Source organism: Herpetosiphon sp. (assembly GCF_003512625.1).
GTDB lineage: Bacteria > Chloroflexota > Chloroflexia > Chloroflexales > Herpetosiphonaceae > Herpetosiphon > Herpetosiphon aurantiacus.
The window spans coordinates 31,432-55,402 of the sequence record NZ_DOPT01000103.1; the positions used below are offsets into that span (position 1 = coordinate 31,432).

General features: G+C 50.4%; 18 protein-coding genes and 1 other annotated feature. Of the genes, 13 read left to right on the forward strand and 5 right to left on the reverse strand.

The window, feature by feature from the left end; all coding sequences use genetic code 11:
• The first annotated feature begins 62 nt into the window (after window positions 1-62).
• On the forward strand, window positions 63-3,545 hold the full coding sequence (locus tag DEF47_RS23630; RefSeq protein ID WP_012190388.1) for a S8 family serine peptidase: 3,483 nt from the start codon (window positions 63-65) through the stop codon (window positions 3,543-3,545).
• Between the two features lie 129 nt (window positions 3,546-3,674).
• On the opposite strand, the gene thrS is transcribed toward DEF47_RS23630, so the two are convergent.
• From thrS to DEF47_RS23645, 3 genes are all read right to left on the reverse strand, one after another.
• Window positions 3,675-5,489: a threonine--tRNA ligase gene (gene thrS, locus DEF47_RS23635; protein ID WP_012190389.1), complete on the reverse strand. Its 1,815-nt coding sequence runs from the start codon at window positions 5,487-5,489 to the stop codon at window positions 3,675-3,677.
• Between the two features lie 133 nt (window positions 5,490-5,622).
• A complete protein-coding gene (locus tag DEF47_RS23640; RefSeq protein ID WP_012190390.1) occupies window positions 5,623-5,847 on the reverse strand; it encodes a hypothetical protein in 225 nt (74 codons plus the stop codon).
• Between the two features lie 140 nt (window positions 5,848-5,987).
• Entirely contained in the window at window positions 5,988-6,593 is a 606-nt protein-coding gene (locus DEF47_RS23645; protein WP_012190391.1) for a hypothetical protein, read from the reverse strand.
• Between the two features lie 534 nt (window positions 6,594-7,127).
• Between DEF47_RS23645 and DEF47_RS23650 the strand changes: the two genes are divergently transcribed.
• Window positions 7,128-8,213, forward strand: a complete 1,086-nt coding sequence (locus DEF47_RS23650; protein ID WP_012190392.1) for a WXG100 family type VII secretion target — start codon at window positions 7,128-7,130, stop codon at window positions 8,211-8,213.
• A gap of 68 nt (window positions 8,214-8,281) precedes the next feature.
• Window positions 8,282-8,599 carry a hypothetical protein gene (locus DEF47_RS23655; RefSeq protein ID WP_041304546.1) on the forward strand — a complete coding sequence of 106 codons (318 nt, stop codon included), beginning with the start codon at window positions 8,282-8,284 and terminating at the stop codon, window positions 8,597-8,599.
• A gap of 98 nt (window positions 8,600-8,697) precedes the next feature.
• Here DEF47_RS23655 and DEF47_RS23660 read toward each other — a convergent pair whose 3' ends face one another.
• Both DEF47_RS23660 and DEF47_RS23665 read right to left on the reverse strand, forming a co-directional pair.
• Window positions 8,698-11,463, reverse strand: coding sequence for a valine--tRNA ligase (locus DEF47_RS23660; RefSeq protein WP_012190394.1), 2,766 nt, complete (start codon window positions 11,461-11,463; stop codon window positions 8,698-8,700).
• 22 nt (window positions 11,464-11,485) lie between these two features.
• Window positions 11,486-13,168: a thioredoxin-like domain-containing protein gene (locus tag DEF47_RS23665; protein WP_012190395.1), complete on the reverse strand. Its 1,683-nt coding sequence runs from the start codon at window positions 13,166-13,168 to the stop codon at window positions 11,486-11,488.
• A 52-nt stretch (window positions 13,169-13,220) separates the two neighbouring features.
• Window positions 13,221-13,441: a binding site (T-box leader), on the reverse strand.
• 338 nt (window positions 13,442-13,779) lie between these two features.
• Between DEF47_RS23665 and DEF47_RS23670 the strand changes: the two genes are divergently transcribed.
• The 10 genes from DEF47_RS23670 to amrA all read left to right on the forward strand — a co-directional run bounded on the left by DEF47_RS23670 (window position 13,780) and on the right by amrA (window position 23,815).
• Entirely contained in the window at window positions 13,780-16,233 is a 2,454-nt protein-coding gene (locus DEF47_RS23670) for a spermine/spermidine synthase domain-containing protein (protein WP_012190396.1), read from the forward strand.
• Window positions 16,233-17,261: a lipid II:glycine glycyltransferase FemX gene (locus DEF47_RS23675; protein WP_012190397.1), complete on the forward strand. Its 1,029-nt coding sequence runs from the start codon at window positions 16,233-16,235 to the stop codon at window positions 17,259-17,261. Before DEF47_RS23670 ends, DEF47_RS23675 begins: the two co-directional genes overlap by 1 nt.
• A 46-nt stretch (window positions 17,262-17,307) precedes the next feature.
• On the forward strand, window positions 17,308-17,682 hold the full coding sequence (locus DEF47_RS23680) for a hypothetical protein (protein WP_012190398.1): 375 nt from the start codon (window positions 17,308-17,310) through the stop codon (window positions 17,680-17,682).
• Between the two features lie 48 nt (window positions 17,683-17,730).
• The gene (locus DEF47_RS23685; RefSeq protein ID WP_012190399.1) at window positions 17,731-17,955 is read left to right on the forward strand and encodes a DUF350 domain-containing protein; all 225 of its coding nucleotides are present in this window, start codon (window positions 17,731-17,733) and stop codon (window positions 17,953-17,955) included.
• 1 nt (window position 17,956) lies between these two features.
• Window positions 17,957-18,799: a hypothetical protein gene (locus tag DEF47_RS23690; RefSeq protein WP_012190400.1), complete on the forward strand. Its 843-nt coding sequence runs from the start codon at window positions 17,957-17,959 to the stop codon at window positions 18,797-18,799.
• Window positions 18,796-19,203 (forward strand): adenosylmethionine decarboxylase, encoded by a 408-nt coding sequence (gene speD / locus DEF47_RS23695; RefSeq protein ID WP_012190401.1) that lies wholly within the window; start codon window positions 18,796-18,798, stop codon window positions 19,201-19,203. Before DEF47_RS23690 ends, speD begins: the two co-directional genes overlap by 4 nt.
• Window positions 19,204-19,266: 63 nt before the next feature.
• On the forward strand, window positions 19,267-20,535 hold the full coding sequence (locus DEF47_RS23700) for a sensor histidine kinase (RefSeq protein WP_012190402.1): 1,269 nt from the start codon (window positions 19,267-19,269) through the stop codon (window positions 20,533-20,535).
• Window positions 20,536-20,959: 424 nt separating this feature from the next.
• Window positions 20,960-22,051, forward strand: coding sequence for a molybdopterin-dependent oxidoreductase (locus tag DEF47_RS23705; RefSeq protein ID WP_012190403.1), 1,092 nt, complete (start codon window positions 20,960-20,962; stop codon window positions 22,049-22,051).
• Between the two features lie 175 nt (window positions 22,052-22,226).
• On the forward strand, window positions 22,227-23,222 hold the full coding sequence (locus tag DEF47_RS23710; RefSeq protein ID WP_012190404.1) for a radical SAM protein: 996 nt from the start codon (window positions 22,227-22,229) through the stop codon (window positions 23,220-23,222).
• Between the two features lie 23 nt (window positions 23,223-23,245).
• On the forward strand, window positions 23,246-23,815 hold the full coding sequence (gene amrA, locus DEF47_RS23715; protein WP_012190405.1) for an AmmeMemoRadiSam system protein A: 570 nt from the start codon (window positions 23,246-23,248) through the stop codon (window positions 23,813-23,815).
• Window positions 23,816-23,971: the final 156 nt, after the last annotated feature.

Sequence of the window (23,971 nt, forward strand, 5' to 3'; positions counted from 1 at the left end):
GGTAATTCCAATGACACCCACAATCATTTGGTAGGGTTTGGCATAGCGCTCAAGGAGGACTGGTGAATCGTTTCCTACCACGTTGGGCTGTGTTATTGAGCTTACTCACCTTGGTGATTAGCTTATTTGCGCAGCCATTAGCCACGACAGCTCAAAAAGCTCCACTAACAACTGATTATGCCCCTGCGACGAGCGACAGTGTTGCCCCAGTCGCAACGCCTTCGCATCGCTTGATTATCGAGTTGCAATCGCCAGCATTGGCTGCATGGAGCAAAAACACCAATAAAGCTCGCAACGCCAACCAACGTTTGGATCTGAAGGCGGCTGATGCCCAAACCTACCTGGCGCAACTCGAAGCTGAACAAAATCGCTTCGTAACTGATATGCGCCAAGCCTTGCCTGGAGCCAGCGTCGAACGCTTTGTCAATGAATTTGGCGACCTCGACGAACTGCGCTATAGCGTGGTGTTTAACGGGATGACCGTCAACGTTGGCAATACCAAACGTGATGACGCTCGCAAAATTCTGGAAGCCTTGCCCAATGTCAAGGGTGTCTATCTCGACTTACCACAGCAAGCCGATTTGCATGTAAGCAACACCCTAATTGGTTCGCCAGCCTTGTGGAGCAGCTCGGCAATTGGTGGCCGCAACAACGCTGGAGCAGGCATCAAAATTGCCTCGATGGACGGTGGCGTGCATAAAGATGCCCCTATGTTCAGTGGCACGGGCTACAGCTACCCTGCGGGCTATCCAGCCAATGGTTTGGGTTTGACCCAAAACAACAACGGTAAAATTATCGCCTCACGCACCTACTTCCGCACTTGGGATGGCCCCGCTGATGGCGACCAAAACCCATGGCCAGGCACGAATGGCACACCGCACGGGGTGCACACCGCTGGGATTGCCGCTGGCGATGTCGTAACCGCAACCTTTGGTGGCCTGAATTTGCCATCAACGAGTGGGGTTGCGCCTAAAGCATGGGTTATGAGCTATCGCGTGTTCTATGCCAGCGTCAATGGCATTGGCTCGTTCTACAATGCTGAAGGGATTGCTGCACTCGAAGATATCGTGGCTGATGAGGCTGATGTCGTTAATAACTCATGGGGCGGTGGCCCTGGCAGCATCGGCGGCGAATTCGATGCGCTTGATACAGCCTTGATCAACACCTCAAATGCTGGAATTTTTGTTTCAATGTCGGCAGGCAATGCTGGCCCCAACAAAGGCACCAGCGATCATCCTTCCGATGAATATATTGTGGTGGCGGCCAGCACGACCCAAGCAACCTTTGCTGCTGGGCAGTTGAATGTGACCCAACCAACCCCAATTTCACCAACCTTGCAAACAATTCCGATTGCGGCTGCGAGCTTTGGCGGGCCAATTAATGCCCTTGTTAGCAACAACTACCTGCCTGCTAGCGTGATTTCGCCAACCAATGCGCTTGGCTGTAGCCCATTCGCGCCAACGACCTTTACCGGCAAGATCGCCTTGATTCAACGTGGTACGTGTGAATTCGGGGTTAAAGCGCTGAATGCTCAAAACGGCGGCGCAAGCTTTGTGATTATTTACAACAATGCTGCCAATGGCAACACCTTGATCAACATGGGTGCTGGTGCAGTTGGTGCGCAAGTCACTATTCCGGCAATTATGATTGGCTTTAACCAAGGGACTGGTTTGGTCAATTGGTACGCTCAACATGGCGCTGCGTCAGTTGCCGAAATCAACCCATCGACCTATCTTGCCCCAAGCACTGCCGATGTGATTGCTGGCTTTAGTAGCCGTGGCCCTGGCGTTGGCGATGTGTTGAAACCAGATGTTACCGCACCTGGGGTTAATATTCTTTCCCATGGCTATACACCTGGGGCCAGCGGCGAAGCCCGCCACCTTGGCTATGGCACTGCCTCGGGCACGTCGATGGCTGCGCCACACGTTGCTGGTGCTGCTGCCTTGTTGCGCCAAGCTCATCCCAGCTGGACCAATGACCAAATCAAATCGGCTTTGATGAGCACCTCAAAGTATATTGGGGTGACGGTTGCTGATGGTTCGCCAGCTCAACCCTTGGATATGGGCGCTGGTCGGATCGATTTGAGCAAAGCCAGTGATCCAGGCGTTTTCTTAAGCCCACCAAGCTTGAGCTTTGGTCAAGTATTGACCGGTACAACCAAGTCGATTCTGGTGACGGTGACCAACGCTACCAATGTTGCTGAAACCTACAACATTAGCACCCAATACACGGGCGGCGGTTTTAACAACATTACCCCAATGGCTGGGGTAACACTCGCTTCAAACACCATTGCCGTACCAGCCAATGGTAGTGCCCAATTTACGGTTACCTTCAATAGTATGGCTGGGCGTGGCTATGGCGATAATCAAGGCTTTATTGTGCTTGATGGCCCAAATCACGATGCCCACATGCCTGCATGGGCACGTGTAACCAAGCCAATGGCCAATGTTGATGTGTTGGTGATTGATAACGATGGTAGTGCTTCGCTTGGCGGTGCCTATATCGATGTTACCCGCTACTACACCGAGACCCTTGAAGCAATTGGCTTGACCTATGACGTTTTGGATGCTGATGATTTGGCTGGCAGCGTAACGACCTTCTTGCCACCAGCTGAACAACTCTATCCATACAAGGCGATTCTCTACTTCACTGGCAATTACAACCGCCGCAATGGTGAGTTTACGGTCGCCACACCATTAACCGCCTTGGATATGGATCGCTTGACCGAGTATGCCAACAATGGCGGGACGATCATCGCCATGGGTCAGAATTTGGCGCAAGTGCTCAACTCAACCAGCTCCACCACCGAATCATTCTTCTATAGTACGGTGTTGAGTGGTGAATACGTTCGGGCCAATATCAACTCATCGAATGCGATGACGGTTACATCGCTGATCACTGCCACAACCCAAGCACCACAAGTCTTCCAAACCATGGAGATTGATATTGATGCTAGCGAGACTGCTGGCGGCGGCGCTCGTAACCAAACCAGCGTTGATGCGCTTGAGTCGCTCTATGGTACCGACTTCGATCCCAATCGCGATCCATTAATTCGCTCATTGTTCTCAATCGAAGGCGAAGAAGATGTAACGGCTGGGCGGCTGCATCGTGCCCAACCAAGCCTGGAAACCCCAGGTATCAGCTATCTCGGACGCACCATCTACACCACCTTTGGTTTAGAAGGGGTCAATAACTTGGGTGATACCACCAGCCGTGAAGCGTTGCTCGAAACCTTCTTCAAGGTCTTGTGGGATGATGCAACCAGCATGATCATGCCAACCTCAGTCGGCTCAAAAGTATGGCTCGACGTTGATTTGACCTCGGAATATGATGCTGTGCCAGTTGAATATCGCTGGGACTTCGGCGATGGTTCAGCCTATATGACGGTACCAGCAGGTACTCCGGTGGCTCATAGCTATGCAACACCAGGCCAAGTCTACACTGTTCGGGTGGAAGTAACCGACAGCTATGGCAATAAGACCTTGGCAACCCGCCAAGTTACCGCACCATGGGGTGTCTACTTACCAGTGGTTACCAAAAACTAGCCATTGATCGTTAGTTGATTCCTGCGACAGGCGTTTGGTGTTGTACCAAACGCCTGTCAGTTTTTAGTCCATTAAATAAAAAAAGCCCCGCGACCAATGGCTGAACACTGATCGCGGGGCTTCGCTTAATTATTGGTAATTGGCAACTTCGTCCTTGATCCGCGCGATGAACTCATCGACGCTAATGGAGCCGAGGTCGCCACCAGAGCGTTGACGCACCGCCACAGCTCCCGCTTCCTCTTCTTTATCGCCCACCACCAACATATACGGAATCTTCAGCTTTTGGGCATCGCGAATCTTAGCATTCATCCGGTTGTTGCTGGCATCAACTTCAACCCGCAAGCCTTGAGCATTCAATTTGGCCGCCACCGACTCCGCATAGGCCACATGCCGATCGGTAATTGGCACTAACGTTACTTGAACTGGAGCCAACCAGACCGGAAACGCCCCTGCATATTGTTCGATCAACGTGCCCACAAAGCGCTCGATCGAGCCAAACGGCGCACGGTGAATCATAATTGGCCGATGCTTTTGGCCATCTTCGCCCGTGTACTCAATTTCAAAGCGCTCAGGCAAGTTGTAATCGACCTGCACCGTGCCAAGCTGCCACTGGCGACCAAGCACATCACGGAAGATAAAGTCGAGTTTTGGCCCATAGAATGCTGCTTCGCCTTCGACCACAATATAATTGAGGCCTTTCTTTTCGGCAGCATTGATGATCGCATTTTGAGCTTTTTCCCAGACCTCATCCGAACCGATGTACTTGGGATTGCCCACCTCGCGCAAGCCGACCCGCGCTTGGAAATCCTTCAAGCCCATCGTGCCAAACACGAAGAGAATCAAGTCAACGACTTTCAAAAATTCTGCTTCGAGCTGATCGGGCGTGACGAACAGGTGCGAATCATCGACCGTGAACGAGCGTACCCGCAGCAAACCCGTTAATTCGCCACTATGTTCGTAGCGATACACCGTACCAAATTCGGCCAAGCGCAAGGGCAAATCGCGATACGAACGTGGTTCGCTAGCATAAATTTCAATATGATGCGGGCAGTTCATCGGCTTGAGCAGATAAATTTCGCCCTCTGGATTTTCCGTGTCATCATTTTCAATTTCGCGCATCGGCGGGAAAATGCCATCGCGATAGGTATACCAGTGCCCGCTCGTTTTGTAAAGATCGATCTTGCCCATATGTGGCGTGACGACTGGCAAGTAGCCGCGTTCGATTTGAGCTTGGCGCAAAAATCGCTCCAAAACATCGCGCAAAATTGCACCTTTGGGCAACCACAAAGCCAAGCCAGCCCCAACTTTTTGCGAGAAGGTGAACAAGCCTAATTCGCGGCCAAGCTTGCGGTGATCACGCTTTTTAGCTTCTTCTTGCTGCCACAAATAATGATCAAGCTCCTCTTTTGATGGCCAGACCGTCCCATAAATCCGTTGCAACATTGGGCGTTTTTCATCGCCACGCCAGTATGCGCCCGAAACTCGCAGCAACTTAAAGCCATTCGGCGGAATATCGCCCAAACTTTCGACGTGTGGGCCTTTGCACAAATCTTCAAACGAATCGTGTTTGTAGGTTGAGATGATCGTATCGCTGGCAGCGGCTTTCTCACCATATTCATCCTCGCCCTTCGCCAAGCCTGCGATCAACTCAAGTTTGTAGGGCTGATTCTTAAACAATTCGCGGGCTTCATCTGCTGAAACTTCACGATAAGCAAAGCGATGTTTGGCCTTGATAATTTTGCGCATCTTGGCCTCGATATCTTTGAGATCATCGGGCGTTAATGGCCGTGGCAGATCAAAATCGTAGTAAAAACCATTTTCAACCGGCGGGCCGATCGCAATCTTGCCCTCAGGGAAAATTTCGAGCACAGCTTGGGCCAACACGTGCGCCGTCGAGTGGCGCAAGCGATACAGTGGATCATTATCTGGATTGACTGGTGGCATAAGAAAACTCCTAGAAAGTCAAAAGGCAAAGGTCAAAAGGCAAAATGCCTACGATGTTAATTTTTGGTTATTGACTGATCAGAAGGTTTTATAAAAGCTTTTGACTTTTGCCTTCTGATTTTTGACTTTAATCTTACCAACATGGCATGAGATGGCGTGGTGCTTCTGGTTGGTGGGCCAAATCGCGCTGATAGACCAATTTGAGCATAGCGGCGCGATACTCAGCACTTTCGATCAGTTGCCAACCTTCGGCTAATAATTGCGCATCCATCGCGGCGCGGTCGGGCCATTCGCGAGCCTCGGCAGCACAGGGAGCATCGCCCTGAACTGGGGCATAGGCAATTAAATATTCCAACATTGTTCTGCTCCTTTAAGTGATTAATTGTGGCAGTATCACTTTCGTCCAGAACGATCACCCCCCTTCTTATAAGTCAGAAGGCAAAAATCAAAAGGCAAAATAGGCTAACCTATGTTCTATGCTCTTTGTTCTATGCTCTGTTATTGGGCTTCGACGGTGGCGGTGAGCACGCCTTCGCCGACTTCGATTGCGGTAATTCGTTGGCCATTGGCGGTTAATTGGCTGTTGAGTTTGGTTTCAAGCGTTTGCGCCAATTGCTCAGCATCAAGGAAAAAGCCCAGAGCGCCATCAATTTGGGCATCAACCACATCAATTCGGCCATCGGCGGTTACCTGCACCCCAGCGCTGGCACTCCCAGTCATGCCATAGGCACCAACGGTCGCGCCCAAACGACCTGGCGTAAAACGCACCGTCGCACTATCCAAGGGGCTAATTTCATTGGGATTAGCCTGAATATACTGGTTGATTTCAGTATCGGTCACTTGAACTACGCCTTGAAAACCAGCCGGAATTTCGCTATTGGGGCCGCCAAGTTGCTCATCGAGCTTGCGATCAATTTGCTGTTCGAGTTGGCCGCCCAAGGTATTGCCTGCTTGTTCGCTGAGCATTGGCCGTAAATAAAAATAAACTCCCAACAGGCCACCCAAGGCCAAAAATACAAAAATCGTCAGGGTGGTCAAACAACCAAACAGACAACCGCGGCGGCGTGGTGGCGGTGGTGGTGCATAGCCATAGCCGTAACCCATACAAAACCTCCTGTGGTGCTGTTAAACAAAAAAGCCCCGTCCATCACACATAGGACGAAGGCAAACATAAACCTCGTGGTTCCACCTAATTTCCAAATTAGCAAGCACTAATTTGCTTAAGTTGTCCGTTAGCGGGGACAAAGCGCATCGGTCTACTAGCCATATGGCGTTGGGCGATGAACTCAGAGGGGGTATTGGTTGAATCCGTGCCAGCAACGCTCGCAATCTATGGCGCTGCTTCCCTGATGGTGTGATTCAAACAACATGGCCTCATCACAGTTGGGTTATTGAATTGTGCTAGATGCTACCACACCTTGGCTTGCTTCGTCAATCAGCCGTTTGAATGAGCGTTCATCCAAGCGATCTCCGATAGCCAATAGTCCGATGCTCTTTTGTGGCCTGTAAGCATTGATTGACAACCCCAATTACAAAATGCTATAGTCGCTACGATTGATAGAGAAAATACCACCCCAACACGACCAACCCTCATTCAATCTCGATCTTTTTAATTCCGCTCAAAAAGGAGTCGGGTGTATGTCTGCGACCGTTGTAGAGATTAATTATGCGCAGATGCAACAACTTAGTCAGCGCTTCCAACGTCAAGCTGAGGTAGTAAGCCAGTTACAGCAACAACTCAATCACACTTATCAACAATTACAAAACGATTGGCATGGCGATGCCGCTAAAAGCTTTTTTAATGAAATGCAAACCAGCATCTTTCCAACCTTTGGAAAATTAAAAGAAGTTTTAGTAACAGCGCAACAAGTCACATTAAACGTTAACTCGATTTTACGCGAAGCTGAAACCGAGGCTGCCAACTTGTTCCAAGGAGCATTTGATGGCGGGGCCGCAGCAGGCAACGGCAAAGGTATCTATGAGGCTAATCCTGCTGGAAAAAGCAAATTGGTAACCGACCCAGAGTATCGCAAAATTGAGCAGCCAGCGTTTGCTCAAGATGCTGACGATAGCGCCGATATTGCCATTGATGATGTTAAACAAGGTCAGTTGGGTGATTGCTATTTGATGGCCGGAACCGCAGCAATTGCCAATACGCGCCCTGATATTATTCGCAATGCGATTCGTGATAATGGCGATGGAACCTATACCGTGACGCTGTATCCAGAAGAAGGTGTTTCAGGCTTTTTTGGGATGCGCTCCAAGGTAGAGGTAACTGTAACCAATGAATTTGTTCATTCAAAAGGTAGCGGTGCGCTTGGTTATGCCCAATTAAGCGACGAATTTGAAATTTGGCCAATGCTCGTCGAAAAGGCCTATGCTCAACATAAAGGCGGCTATGCCAATATTGTCAGTGGTAATGCAGGCGAGTTTATGGCAATCCTGACTGGCAACGATTCATCGCATACCGATGTAGAAGATGTTGATTTTGCCGATCTCAAAAGCCGCTTGGACAACGGTGCTGCAATTACTGCCGGAACCCCCGATTCGCTGACGAATAAACCAGCCGGAGTCCATGCCGATCATGCTTATGTCATTAAAAGTATTGATCCAACCAATAAAACCGTTACCTTATATAACCCTTGGGGTTATGATCACCCAACAATTACCTTTGATGAATTTAAAGCCAATTATGAAACCGTATCAATTAATGAAAAGGATTAAGGGTTATGCGGAATGTTGTCCAATGGTTTGTTTTTGCTAGCCTATTAATCGTATTAGGAGCATGTGCTATGAACAGCACCCCGACACCAATTGTTAACCCCGCCCCAATCGAATATCCCCAAACCAAGCCCGATAGCTTAATCTTGGCCTATGGCGTGCCACACGTCCAATTTGCCCAGCATTGGGTTCGGATCGCAAGCTATGATCGAGTGAGCGAATCAATGCTGGTGGAAATTCGCCCTCATCGCGATACAACCGGAGTCGAACAGTCGCTCAAAGTTGGCGATAGCTTAACAATTGGGAATCAGCACTATCGTGTTTTGGCCTTACAAGCGCCTCAGTCAGGCCTGGGCTGGCTCGAAATCGATTCACAGCCACAGCCATAATTGATCCACGAAGGGCATGAAGGACACGAAGCTAAGGATTCCAAACCTAATCAGCTTCGTGGGTCTTCGTGTCCTTCGTGGATCAAAACGGCCCCTAACTAGAAACTTGCCAAGCGTTCACGCAAGGTTGTAGCGGCCAACTCTTGAGCAGCTAAAGCCTCACGCTCTTTTTGCACAACTTCGGGCTTGGCTTTAGCCACAAAATTTTCGTTAGCCAGCTTCGTGCGGCGGCGCTCGACATCGGCCTCGACCCGTTCAAGCTCCTTGTTGAGCCGTTCGCGCTCGGCGGCCAAATCGACCATACCCGCCAATGGCAAGACAACTTCGGCTGGAGCAAATACCAAGGTTGTGGCTTGCTCAGGCCGTTCGCTCAGGCTTTCGCTAATCAGTAGTTTGTCGGGAGCGATCCGCGCCAGGCGGCTGATAATTGCAGTTTGTTCGGTTAACATCGCTGTGGCTGAACCAGCCGCGATCAATGCCTCGATCCATTTAACTGCTTCCACGCCTGTTTCAGTACGCACGTTGCGCACGCCGCGAATGATATTTTGCACCAAGTCCCAATCACGCTCAGCTTGCTCGTTAAGCATGGCAGCATTAATTAAAGGATACTCAGCGATAATCAAGGCTGCTGGAGTTGGCGTGGTTTGCTCGCTATTGTGTAATTTTTGCCAAGCGGCCTCGCTCACAAACGGCATAAATGGGTGCAGCAACCGCAAAGTTCCTTCTAAAACGCTGTAGAGCGTTTCGCGGGTGCGTAATTGCTGTTGTTCATCGCCAGTGTCAATTTGAATTTTGGCGGTTTCAATATACCAATCAGCAAATTCATCCCAGAAAAAGGTTTGGATTTGGCGACCAGCTTCGCCCAAATTGAAGCTGTTCATCAAGCGTTCAACATCGCCCGCTAAGCGATTGAACCGCGAAAGAATCCAGCGATCAGCGACGGTATAGGCTTGGGCATTCAAACGTTCAGCATCAACTTTGCTCTCGGCAGTGCGCGGCAAATCGCCCAACTTCGAAATCACAAAGCGGGTGGCATTCCAGATTTTGTTGGCGAACGAACGCGCCGAATCCAAACGGGTTGGTTGCAGCGCAAAATCTTGGCCTGGCGTTGATGAGGTGGCGAAGGTAAACCGCAGCGCATCAGTGCCATATTGCTCGATCAAATCCATCGGATCAACCTGGTTGCCCAACGATTTTGACATCTTGCGGCCATGTTCATCGCGCACAAGGCCATGCAAATATACCCATTCAAACGGCTCTTTGCCCGTAAGATAAAGCCCCAACATCATCATCCGCGCTACCCAGAAAAACAAAATGTCGTAGCCGGTTTCGAGCAGTGTGGTTGGGTAAAATTGTTTGAAATCAGGATTTTCAACATCGGGCCAGCCCAAAATGCTGAATGGCCACAAGCCCGATGAGAACCACGTATCCAACACATCTTCGTCTTGGCGCAACTCAACCACTTGACCATAATGCGCAGTTGCCGCAGCCATCGCATCAGCAGCATTCAACTCGACAAACATCTGGTTATCGGGGCCGTACCACACCGGAATCCGATGGCCCCACCAGAGTTGGCGGCTGATACACCAATCCTGAATATTTTCCATCCAATGGAAATAGATTTTATTGAAGCGTTCGGGCACGATTTTGGTGCGGCCTTCACGCACGGCGGCCATCGCTGGCTCAGCCAATGGTTGCGTTTTGACAAACCACTGGGTGCTAATTAATGGCTCGATGATTGTATCGCAGCGCTCGCAGCGGCCAATCTTCATCAAGTGCGGCTTGGTTTCAACCAAATTGCCAGTTTCAGTCAAATCGGCGACCAAGCGCTTACGAGCCTCAAAGCGATCAAGCCCAGCGTAACTGCCACCCTCAGAATTGATCGTTGCATCAAGATTCATGGCATTGAGAATCGGCAAGTTATGACGTTGACCAACAATATAGTCATTCGGATCGTGGCCTGGAGTGATTTTGAGCGCACCCGTGCCAAACTCACGCTCAACATAGGTGTCGGCGATAATTGGAATTTGGCGACCCAAAGCTGGCAGCACCACAAATTTGCCCACCAAATCGGCATAGCGCTCATCTTCAGGATGCACCGCGACCGCCACGTCGGCTAGCAAGGTTTCGGGTCGAGTCGTGGCAATCGTAATTGATTGATCGCCCTCGCTGATCCGCCACTCGGTATCGTTGGCATCGTTAGCAACTTTATAGCGAATGTGCCACAAATTGCCTTGCTCTTGCTCATCGCGATAAACCACTTCAAGGTCGGAGATCGCCGAAAGACAGCGCGGACACCAGTTGACCAAGCGCGTGCCCCGATAGATCAAGCCATCGTCGTACAAGCGCTTGAAGGCCACAACAACCGCTTGCGATAGACCTTCGTCGAGGGTAAAGCGTTCGCGCTGCCAATCGACCGATGAGCCGAGGCGACGAATTTGGTTGGTGATTGTGGAATGCGAACGGCCCTTCCATTCCCAAACAGCGTCGAGAAAATCCTCGCGTCCGAGATCGTGGCGAGTTTTGCCAACTTTGGCAAGTTGCTTTTCAACCACATTTTGAGTGGCGATCCCCGCGTGGTCGGTACCTGGAACCCACAACGTTGGTTGGCCGAGCATGCGATGCCAGCGGGTTAAAATATCCTCGATCGTGTTGGTCAAGCCATGACCAGTGTGCAGCACACCAGTCACATTGGGCGGCGGAATCGCAATCACAAATGGGGCTTTCGTATTGGCAGCAGTTGGCTTGAAATAGCCCGCCGCTTCCCACCACTTGTACAAATGTTCCTCAACCTTGGCGGCCTCGTAGGCTTGGCCAAGATCGGCTCCGGCTAAGGCATTGTGTAAATGTTTGTCAGCAGACATTGTTTAAACCTCAAACTAGAAATTAATTAGGACAGCGTAAATTAACGCATTCAGGGCCACGGGCAATATGTTCACTGAAAAACGTGTTGACTGCATCGAGATTAACATTATCGCGCAGCATCAAACGATATTCCCACGCAGTCATTGCCACAGTTGCATCCAAATCGAAGCGTTTTTGCAAAATTGTATGATGTTCGCGTTGATAAAGATTTTCAAAAGTTGCTTCTAATTGGCCAAGCTCATTTGCAGTAATTAATTGTGGGTTATAAAAAATAATCACCGCACCATGCTCTAAGTTATGTACCATTGCCTCATCAGTAATAAAATTATCGTAATGCCCCCATTCTGCTGGCACCATCGCATGATAGCCTGAGGTTGGCGGTAATGTTGGATATTCAACAATACCTTGTACATGATATGGTGGATCAACCTCTGGAATATATTCACCTAGCCACATTTGATCGATCTCAGCCTTTTTAGGCTTAATAGGGGGTTGTTGACTAAATGTTGCTAAAGTAAATGCAGGCACAATTTCAACCCGATCGACCTCACTCGTGCCCCAAATAATGGGATAGACCATCGTTTCACCACGGCGAGTATTTGGCAATGAAGTTTTTTTATTAATGTAATCGATATAGCCCGAACCAGCGCCAATAATTTGATCGTTCGTATCGTAAAACAGCATTGATACCAAGGTTGAAGTAACCACACCACTATCGGTTGCAATCGCGCTAACATGATAAGTTGGGTATTCGTAGCCCCAACTTTCCTGCAAACGCCCACGAAAGGGCATGCCAAACGTGGTTGGAGTAAGCGCCTCAACTTGTGGAATTGGTTGATCAATTGTGATTGGATAGCCCTGGCCTAGGCTAATTTCGACGCTTTTGGCGCGAAAGCTATCCCCAGTAAAAATCCCATCAACAACCACGATTTTTTGCTTGGGCAGCAATAATTCAATCGTATTGGTATTTTTCAGCACTTTATCAAATTGGCTGGTCAAGGTCATGGTATAGGGAATGTTATACAGTGCTTGATCACTGGGATTTTCAATTTCAAAATAGACCATGGCCTGATCGGTCATCGGCACTTGACCAACGCCCGATCGTACAATCGTGAGTTCAACCACGGCTAGCAGCGGTTGTTCGCTAGCGGGCGTTGAGTTGATATCATTTAACAATGGCCAAAATTGTAAACCAAGCAAAAGCAACAAGCCCAAACCACACAAACTTGCTCCAATCAACATTAACATTTTAGGCAACGAACGAGCAGGTTGCGGCATTGGTTGATCCAGTTTCTGGGTTGCTTGGCCCATACTGTAATTGGCTGGCAGCGTGAAACTAGCTTGTGAATCAAATAATGGCTCAGTTTGAATGCTTGATGGCGTAAAATTAGGCGTATCCTGTACAGCAACCAAGGGCGTGGTTGGGCTAGTGCTTGGATCGCTTGGTAGCTCAGTGCTTGGTGCTACGGCAGCAATTGGCTTAATTGGCTTAATCACAGTTGGCGTGGCGGCATCAATTGCGGCAATTCGGCGCAAACACTCGGCCTGTTGGGCTGGATCATTGACGATGCTCGCTAAAATGCGCCAGGCCTCGCGTTCATGCACATTTTGGCGAATCACGGCGGCTAAAAGCTGTTTGGCTCGATTGTGGTCGTTTTGAGCTAAGGCTTGTTCAACCTCGCGCTGCCAGTTGGTTGGTTCCATCACATTCCCTCAAATTGAAATAATTGCCGCTAAAAACAAAAACCCCACGCCCAACAAGGACGAGAGGAAACTCGCGGTACCACCTTGATTATGTTGCGATTGCAACATCACTCATTGGCGCGATAACGGGCGCACCCGAACCAACTTACTTATGTTCAGTTGATCGACTTCCAAGCCACGTTCAATTATTGCTCAACCGAGGGTGCTTTCAGCCGCCGACACCCAATCTCTGGCGGGAACCAATAATTTACTCATCTTGTTCAACGTCGTTTGTAGTTGCTCAAATAATAGCTATGCTTGCGGTTTGTGTCAAGATTGGAACGAGGTTATCGGCTGATGGCTATTGGCTAGAGGAAAATATGGCCCTCACCCCAACCCCTCGCCCACTGCGGCGGGAGAGGGGAGATCAAGGGTTCCGATAGGTGGTTCCCCCTCGCTCGCTCGGCGGGAGAGGGGGCTAGGGGGTGAGGGAACAACATTGGCTCCCAATCTAACAGCCCATAGCCTCTAGCCAAAAGCCTCTAGCCATTGACATGCTGGCTATAAATCTGTAACCTATAACCAGCAACCCACGTACCAACCCCAGCAAACCCGTTGTATGGAGAACAACCATGACCATTGTCCTTGATCAGCGCTCCGATCAATCACTTGCCGTCTACATCGACGGCGATTTGCAGTTTGATAGCCGTGATGAAGGGGTGTACCACGAGCTTTTGGCCTTGCCAGCGCTCGCGCTTGCCCAAGCACGCCGCCCCAAACGCCAACTCCGAGCGTTGATTTGCGGCGGTGGCGATGGCTTCGTTGCCCGTGAATTGCTCAAATCCTCAGCCATCAAGCAGATCGATTTGGTCGATTATGACCCAACCATCCTCGATTTGGCCCAAAACGAATGGCCTGAACTCAATCAGCATGCCTTAACCAACCCACGCCTAAAATTGCATATCTGCGATGCTGTGCAATTTGTCGATCTGGCGGCGCAGGCAGCCGATGAATACGATTTGATTATTTGTGATTTTACAGTGCCACGTGATCAAGCTGGCGCTCGTTTACACAGCATCGACTGGTATCAGCAATTGGCCTATATTTTGCATCCCCAAGGCTTGATTGCGGTCAATGCTGCTTCGCCATCGCAAACGCCAGTCGCTTATTGGATGATGTATAACAGCATTCGCACTGCCGATTTGAACCCAAAGCCTTATCGTTTTGCCTTGCCTTCGTTTACCGAAGCAGGCTACGGCGATGATTGGGGCTTTTTCATTGGTAGTCGTCGCGCGTTACGCCCACGTGAGTTTGATCATTTGGCCTTGGCTGAGCCACGCGAATTTTTGCACGATATCGAGCAACTGAAACGCGCCTTTGCCTTTCCCGCCGCGCTTGCCGAAAAACGCACCACCGCCCAACCAACCAAACTAGCGAGCGATGCGCTGTTGCACAGTTTATTCGCGCCAACCTGGGATGAAGCCAGCGGCACCGATTGGACATCACTCGATTTTGTGCATGATCCAGCGCCGTTGCCCAAACCGCATACTAGCCCAACCCTAGTGCCAAGTGCTGTCCAGCAGGCATTGCAAGCCGATCAAGGGCTTGATGAAAGCCAAGTTTTCGAGCAAGTGGTGCAAGTGATGCCCGCTTTACGAGCCGAACAAACCCGCAGCATGGTACGTGAATTTATCGCCAACCCCTTGCGATTTCTCAATTCGCTGGATTTGCGCAGCTTGGTTGAGGCCTTGTTGCGGCGTAGTCGCGAATTACCACGCAAACTTGTGACCGAATTACGCTTGCTGCGTCGCCATCTGCAACGCACGTGGGAGAATCCCCAATTGTTGCTCAGCCGTGGCCTACGAATCGTCTCGGTAATTGCCTTGGTGATTATTTTGGCCAACTTGCTACACCCCGACACAACCTATGCCAAAGGCGATACCTCACCAGGCTCTGGCGCAACGTCAAGTCAATCGATGGTGCGTACCAATTCGCCCTATGATGTGGTGCAAGCGCCGCCTTCCACGGTGGCTGGGCGCGGTTTCGCAAGCTCGACCTACGGGCGCGGACCGGTCGATGAATATGGAACCTATATTCCAACCACTCGGCGCTATCGCTACTATGGCTCATATTATGGCGGTAGCTCCTATCGCAACTATAACCGTAACCAACGCCCAAGCGAAGATCCTAACGAGGGCGGTGCACTCTATCGGCTGACTCCCGAAACTGATATTTTGGCCAATGGCGAAATCGTCATTATCTTGACCGATCAAGCCTATTTGTTGCTTGCTGACCAAGTAATGACCGTGGTTGATGCCGAAGATGGCTTGCCGATTGTCTTTTTGCAGCGCGACGAAGCCTTGATTTGGCGTACTCATCGTGAGCTTGACCGCCAACGACGCGGGCTTGATGGCAGTGTCAAAGCGAAACAAGATTGGATCGATTGGGTCAGTTGGGCCGGCTTTGTGCCTTGGCGCAACGATGATCAAGCCGAATTGAACAACATTGTGCAAACGCGGGGCACACTCGATCAAGCAATCAAAAGCTTAGGTTCGATTCCGGCCAATCAGCCCGCCATTCGGGTTGCGCCAACTGCTGGGGGATTTCAATTATTCTCCAGTGTCTGGATGAATGCTGAAGGCAGTTTGGCGATTCTCGAACAGCCAGATGGTAGCAAGGCCTATCTCAATAAAACTGGCTGGTTCCGTGATGCGGCACTAACCCAACCGCTTAGCGAGCCATACCCTGATGAGTTTCGCACGAAAGTTCTAGTGCCATTCTTGACCAAGCAGACCACGGAGTATGAGGCAATCAAAAAGCGCATCGAGGCTGATTTGACCAGTGCTAAGAGCGACTTAAGTTTGTTGAATTCAGACAAAACCGAGTACACGTCAATTCAAACGAGCTATGGCCCAAGCGATATTGTTGATTATGGCACGACCGAAATCCGCGTAGATGAAGCCTTGCGCCGTACCAACGACGATATTGCCCGAACCCAACAGCTCATCCAAATCTTGAATGATCAACTAAGTTCGTTGCCCAAGCAAAACGACGCGGCCAAGAAGTTTTTACAGAGCTTGAAATAATGTACGTCGCGATTCTGCCACAACTGAGCGTCAGCAGTGAACTTGGCCAGAAGTGGGAAGCTTTAGTTCAAGCCAATCCCGCTGGTGGCGTGATGCAAAGCTTAGCTTGGGGTCAATTCAAACAACAACGCGGTTTGAATGTTGTGCATTTTGGCCTATTTGCTGCTACTGATCAACTAATTGGTGGCATGCTCTGCACAATTCCAGCGCAGAGTGGGGTTGGCAGCAATTTGATCGCCGCCGATGGGCCAATTTTGCCCTGGCACGATCAAGCGCTTGCCCGCCAAGGGCTGCGTTTATTGCGCGAGGCGGCTGAGCACCATGCCAGCGCTTATGGCGCGGTTGGTTTGCGGATCGAGCCACGGCTTGAACGTCCAGCATCCAATTTGCTACGCGATTGGCGACGTGCACCCGTCGATATGCTGGCCCGTGAAACCCTTTATTTGGATTTGCGGCCTTCCGCCGAGCAATTGTTGGCAGCCATGAAACCCAAAGGCCGCTATAACATTCGCTTAGCGGCGCGACGTGGTGTCACAGTGCGCATCTCGCATGATCTGGCTGATATTCCCTTGTTTTATCGCTTGATGGATGAAGCAGGCGAGCGCGACGATTTCTATGTTGAGCCAATCGACCATTTTAATGATCTGTTGGCGACCTTGGCTCCGCTTGGTTATGCCCATTTGTTGTTTGCCGAGTATGCTGGCCAAACCTTAGGTACGTTATTGTTAATTACCTATGGTCAGCGGGCGGTGTATCAATATGGTGGCATTAGCAACCAATTGCGCGAGCAGATGGCGGGCTACGCCTTGCAATGGGCCGCCATTCAACAAGCCCAACGCTTGGGTTGCACCAGTTACGATTTTTATGGATTTGAACCAACAGGCGATCCGCATCACCCATTTGCAGGCTTTTCGCGCTTCAAGCGAGCCTTTGGTGGGCAAGCAATTGCCTTGATTGGCGCATATGATTATTATTTCACCGAACAACTAGCCGATGTGATTATTCGCGCAGTGCGCGAATTGGCCTAGCTCGTTGTTATGAGGAAACGCCTTTTAGTGCTTCCGAGGAGGCTCAATGAGTCAACCGCCACGTTTTGGCCGGATACCGCCAAACACAGCTCAATTGGTAGCGGGCCTTGCCCAAACCGTTGCAGGCCAAGTTGTAACAGCCTTGCCTAACCATGCAGGCCATGCAACTCGCGCCGCAGCTACCGAAATTATTCTGGGGATTGTGTTGCGCGACTGGCGCGAAAATGAAAACACTTCAGGTTTATTGCCTGATGATGTGGCCGACTTACGTTCATTTGTGCAGCTTGCCGCCACGTTAGCCGGCAACGATCTTGAAAATCAGGGTGCGCCGGTTTTTCGGGCGGTGCTCACTGGCTTGATGGAAGATTGGCTGGCAAATTGGAATGCTCCAGGCGACCCTGGCGCACCTGGCCCATACTAAGCCCCCACTGGTGGATAAATCGCTTTTTTTGAGCTTCAAGGAGCATGCATGTCTGGTGATGAAATTATGACGTTGGTGGGTCGGGTCGCTGCTTCGGTTGGTTGGACGCTCGTCAGTGTCTTGATTTTCTACGGCGGCGCTCGGCTGTACGATTTGCTTGATCCAATTGATTATCGTGAAGAAATTAAACGTGGCAATGTGGCCGCAGCGATTCAATTAGCAGCAGTGACAATTGCCTTAGCCGCAATTGTTATCATGGCAGTGGCAACCTAACATGGATACACAAACCCAACCATTTTGGCAACGCTTCGGCATCCATACGCTTAGTCTTGGCTTGGGTGGGGCTATTGCTAGCCTTGTATCGTTGTTGCTAGGAAACATCATTTTTGGCCGTTCAAGTCGGGTATTAACTGGTGGTATGCCCGTATTTTTGGTCATAATGATGGTCATTGTAGGTTGTGTATCCTACTTTATCATCAAACGTTGGTTTCGTGGTTGTTCTAGCTTTTTGGTGATTGGCGGCTGGTTTCTTGCCCACTTCGTTGTGAATGTGATTGCTGTCGTCTTCTTTGATTCAGATATGTCGATTGTTTCCTACGTAATCACTTGGCTGATTATGGGAGCACTTGGCGCACTGATGTTCAGCAATTCCACCTTTGCTCGGAGCATTGGGATGGTTGGGGCAGGCACCGCAATCGGCGCAGGAGTGTATGCGGCTTCACGCAACAACGAGGTGCTCAAGGCCTCAGGGTACGGGCGGATTCCGCCATCGACCGTGATTTTGCTAACCCAGCATGTTCGCTTTGCCAACGATGCGGTCAATCAACTACCAGCTAATGCCCCTGCTAATATCCGTAAGATCGCAGTCAATGTTGTGCTCGAACACGTGATTCGCGATTGGTGGTCGAACGGCAATAACGAAGGCCTGACTCCCGCCGATGTCAACGATTTGGGCGCGTTTGTCCAACTGGCTTGGTTTGCGGCGCGTGGTCAAAGTCACTTGTTGCAAGCTGAAGCCGTGTTTCGGGCAAGCTTGATCGCATTAATGGACGATTGGTTTAATTCGTGGAATGCCGAAGGAGTTGAAGGCGCACCACGCTGGCAATCCAAATCATGAGCAATTTCATCCAATCGCCAATCTATCCCGCTGCTGGGCGACACCTACTTGCAAATTTAGGTGGCTGCTCAGCAGCAATCCTCAATGATCGCGATTTGCTGCAAACAATTGTGATGCAAGCAGCCAATGCGACCAATGCCACCGTGCTCGAAATTGTTGCCCATCAATTTACGCCTCACGGTGTTACCATCGTGGCCGTGTTAGGCGAAAGTCATGCCTCGCTACATACCTATCCTGAGCATGGAGCGGCCTTCTGGGATTGTTTTACCTGTGGCGAGCAATGCCAACCGGAAGCTTCGTTGGGTGTGCTCGTTCCTGCGCTGCATGCGACAAATGTCCATTCTCAGCTTATAGACCGTACTATCAGCGAAGTCACCCAAACAGCCCCCTCGACAGTGGCTTAACGCTATGTCAAGATCGTACTAGCCTTTAGTTTCCAGCGATCTTAATTTTAGCGAGGAGCCGCCATGCGTACTCAATACCCTACAAACGAAGCCCAACGTCTTGCTGCCCTGCAAAGTTATGGCTTGCTGGCCCGCCCCTATATTCACGAATTCGATGAATTAGCCCGCTTAGCGGCGCTTTTTTGTGCGACACCGATTGCGATTATTTCGTTGATCGATCATAAATATCAATATATCAAAGCGGCTTTTGGCAGCCAACTCAAAACAATTCCGCGTAAATATTCGTGTTGTGCGCAAACGGTAGTTGAGCGTGAGCTGGTTGTTTATGATCAAGCCAGCCTTGAGCGTAGTTTTGGGCATCATCCCTTAGTGCAGCAGGGTTTTCAGTTCTATGCGGGCATGCCGATTATCAATCAACAAGGCTTTGCTCTCGGTTGTATCGCGGTGATCGATCACCAACCTCGCCAACTTAGCTCACAGCAACGTGAAAGTTTACAATTGATCGCTCAGCAATTAAGCCATCAATTTGAGCTGTTTCGTCAAGTTCAGCAATTAACGGCCTTGCCTCATGATGTTTTCCATTCGAGCATCGCCAGTGATCCCCAAGTGCCGAGCAAAACGCCCTTAATTGCTAAAATGAGCCAGCAATTGCATAAACCGCTGCATACGATTATGACCGATAGTCAGCTTTTGGCTGATCAGTTGATCGAAGCGGGAGTAGCCGAGTTGGAGCCAACTGCCCATCACATTCAAGAAACCAGCGCCCAGCTTTTGGCATTAATCGACGATATGATCGATTTGGCCAAGATTGAACATGGCCAACTTGATGTGCATTATGAAGAGGTTTGTCTGGGGCCGTTGATCGATCAATTAAATGTGATTGTTGCGCCATTGATGGTGCGCAATCATAATACGTTTCATGTGCAAATTGGCACACGCCAACGCATTTTTTGGAGTGATAATCGCTTGGTACGTCAAATTTTGGTAAATGTGGTTGGTAATGCTGCCAAATTTACCCACGCTGGCTCAGTGCGCATCGAAGTCAGCGAAGAACAGCGCAACGGTCAGCATTATTTGGCCTTTCATGTGATCGATACAGGCATTGGCATGACTCCTGAGCAACAAGTCCAATTGTTTCAAGAGCAACCGCGTTTGGGAAAAAGCCTGGGCAGCCAACCAAGCACTGGTTTGGGTTTGGCGATTAGCAAACGCTTGGCTTTATTGCTTGGCGGCGATATTACCTTGAGCAGCAATCCTGGGATCGGCAGTCATTTCACGCTTTACCTACCCTTGAAAGCAACCCCGCAAATTACACAGCCGCAGGCCGCTTAATGCTAAACTTGATTGGCAATAAATTTTAGTATTCTTGAGGATTCACCACCCTTCCGTCCCGCCTCAAGGCGGGAAACGCCGGGGGCTTTAATCCCCCGGCACCCCCTCAAGGGCAATCAGTGGCAGTCATTCCTCCACCGATGAACCAGCGTATCCATGGTTCGCAGCAAAAACCGACCCTTGAACGCTACCACCCCGCGCCCGCAGAGCCAGGCGAGGAGGAACCGCCAAACCAAACTCCCCTCGCCCGCCGCCGTGGGAGAGGGGTTGGGGGTGAGGGCATGTAGCGATTAATTGTGCTATACTCGCAAGCGCTGCATCGATTTAGTCCCTCCGTTGCAGAAAAAATCTAACTATACCAATTCAAAGAACAGTGTTGTTCATGGGTGCTGGTTGCGGCATCCCTAGAAAAGGAGCGATTTCGATGCGAGATAGTCTGCCTTCATTTGATGTTGCCAAAAGTGCGACGATGCAGGTGGTTCAGGCCGAGCCATTTAATGCTGGCACACCCTTAGATGAGCTGGCCAGCAGCTACATTCAACCCACCAGCCAATTTTTTGTGCGTACCCATGGCACGATTCCTAGCCTCGACCCTGAAACCACCACAATTCAACTGCAGGGCTTATTGGCTCAACCATTGAGCATCAGCATTGCCGACATTAAGCAACAATTGCCCTATGTTGAGCAGGTTTCGACCTTGCAATGTGCTGGCAACCGCCGCCAAGAGATGCACGCCTACCAGCCAATTTATGGCGAATTGCCCTGGGGGGCCAATGGCTTGAGCACAGCAAATTGGGGTGGTGCACCCTTGCGATCACTGCTAGAGCGCTGCGAGATTGATTCGACTGCCCTGCATTTGGTGTTTGAAAGCTACGATCAGGTTGAGCGCCACGGCCAAACCTTTGGCTATGGCGGCTCGATTCCACTCAACGAGCCGATGATCGAGCATGCCTTGTTGGCCTACACGATGAACGGCACAGCCTTGCCAGCGCTGCATGGTGGCCCGTTACGTTTGGTTATTCCTGGAATTGTTGGTGCTCGCAGCGTCAAATGGTTGCGCTCGATTGAATTCAGTAGCGAGCCATCACACAACTATTTTCAGCGCCGCGCCTATCGTTTGGCCCAAAGCAGCGAGCCTGAAGCTTGGCAAAACGCGCCAATGTTGCACGAATTGCCAGTTAATGCTGTGCTGTATTTGCCGACAGCTGACCAAACCTTGCTGGCAGGCACGATCACCCTAGCGGGCTATGCGATTACTGGGGGCCAAGCGCTGGTTGAACAGGTCGAAATTTCGCTTGATCACGGCCAACATTGGCAACATGCTCGCTTGATCGACCCACCAAGGCTTGGTTGTTGGAGTCGCTGGCAAATCGAGCTAGAACTGACGGCGGGTGAATATCAATGTTGGGTTCGCGCCACCGATTCGCTTGGTCAACAACAACCAGAGCAGCCAGCTTGGAATGTCAAAGGCTATCATCACAACGCAATTCAACGAATCCAACTAAGCGTTTGCTAGATCAGCGATCATCGCTAACGATTTTGTTAGTGATGATCAGCGAAATTGCTGCTCTAAATGCGGTTAAATCAACGGCGTTCCTATCAGCGCGTGGTACTATAGTTGCAGAAGAAAATATGAGCGTCAGCACGGCTGGGTGGAAGACGCAACACGTAGGACGACGAGGAAATCTTTCATGCACGAAACAACACTCGTGTCACGCTCGGCGCAAGGATTGCGCTGCGAGGTCTGTCAATGGCGCTGTCTACTCGCTGATGGTGAATGGGGTCGTTGTGGTGTGCGCCAACGCCAAGATCAAACAATTACAGTTCATAACCATGGTTTAGTGTCAGCAGCCACGATTGGCCCGGTTGAGGATTATGGGTTTCGCCATTTTTTTCCTGGGGCTAGCGTGTTTGCAATTGGAGGTTGGGGCACATCGTTCCCCGCCCATCACGATGCAGCCTATCACGCCCAAATTCCGACTGATCCTGCCAAACAACGTTCGATTGATCCGGAACGGGTGGTGGGATTTTCGCAAGAGCGCATGACGCGTGGGATTGTTTGGGCCTATAACGAGCCAACCATGAACTTTGAGCATGTGCTGGAAACCGCCCGTTTGGCTCGTTCCACCAGCCGCATGACTGGTATGGTAACCAATGGTTATTGGTCAAAAGCGGCGCTCGATCAGCTTGCACCCTATATCGATGGCTTAATGCTAACGGTTTATGGCTTGAGTGATGCCAGTTATCAAGCATTAACCGGAGTTGAACAATGGCAAGGGATTTTTGCGGGAGCCGAGCATGCGGTCAAACGCTGGGGCTGTCATCTTGAAATTACCACGCCAATTGTCACTGGAGTGAATGATAGTAGCGCCGAAATTGAAGGTATTGCCCGCTGGATCAAACGAAAATTCAATGGCCTGATTCCATGGCGGATTATCCCAAGTCGTGATGCTGATACCAATGCTGCGACTTCGGTGCGCAAAGTAGCCCAAGGCTTGGGCTTGCCGTTTGTCTATGGAGCACAGCCCACCGAAACCACGCGTTGCCCCAAATGCGAATGGGCGGTGATCGAGCGCTTCGATGGTCAGCCACGGGTGGTTGGGGTTAACGACAGCCAGTGCGAAAACTGTGGCAGCGAAGTCTACATTCGCTCATCATTATTCAAACGCAACAAATTAAACGACTAAATACGCAGCTAAGGAGCCTGCCAATGCCCAAACAAGCAGCCCTGATTGTGCAAGATCCTTTGGTTGTGCTGGCGCGTCAAGCGGTCAATCGCTTTATTCGCCAAGGCGAGTTGCTGCCTGTGACTGAGCCATTGCCGAGCGATCAACGCCGCAGCCAAGGCGTTTATGTCAGCTTGATCAAAGCTGGGCAGTTACGTGGTTGCGTTGGCAGCGTGCAACCACAACAAGCCTCGTTAGCCAAAGAAGTGATTTATATGGCGGTTGCGGCAGCAGTGCACGACCCGCGATTTAGACCAGTGCAGCTTGATGAGCTTGATCAATTGAGCTACATCGTTGATTTAGTTGAAAACTTGGCTCTGCTGAAAAATAAAGCTGCCCATGATCCGGTGGCTGAGGGCTTGCGAGTGCAACGTGGGCGCAATCAAGGGGTCGTGCTGCCGAATACCACTGGCATTACGACGTTTGAGCAACAACGCCAATTGGCCTATCAACGGGCCGGCCTTGAACTCACTATATCTGCAACGCTTGAACGTTTTCAGGTTAGGCGGATTATTGAGTTATCAGGTAATTATCAGGAAACTATCAGCTTATAACCAAGCCCTGTAATTTGCAGAAATAGCAAAGCAGCATATAATCTAGCAGCCATCACATGGATAGGACGCACCAACATCAATTGTTGATCAGCTTGCTCGGCAAAAGTCATGGGTCTGCTATACACAAACGGCTATTGTGCGCTGCCCAAGCAATCA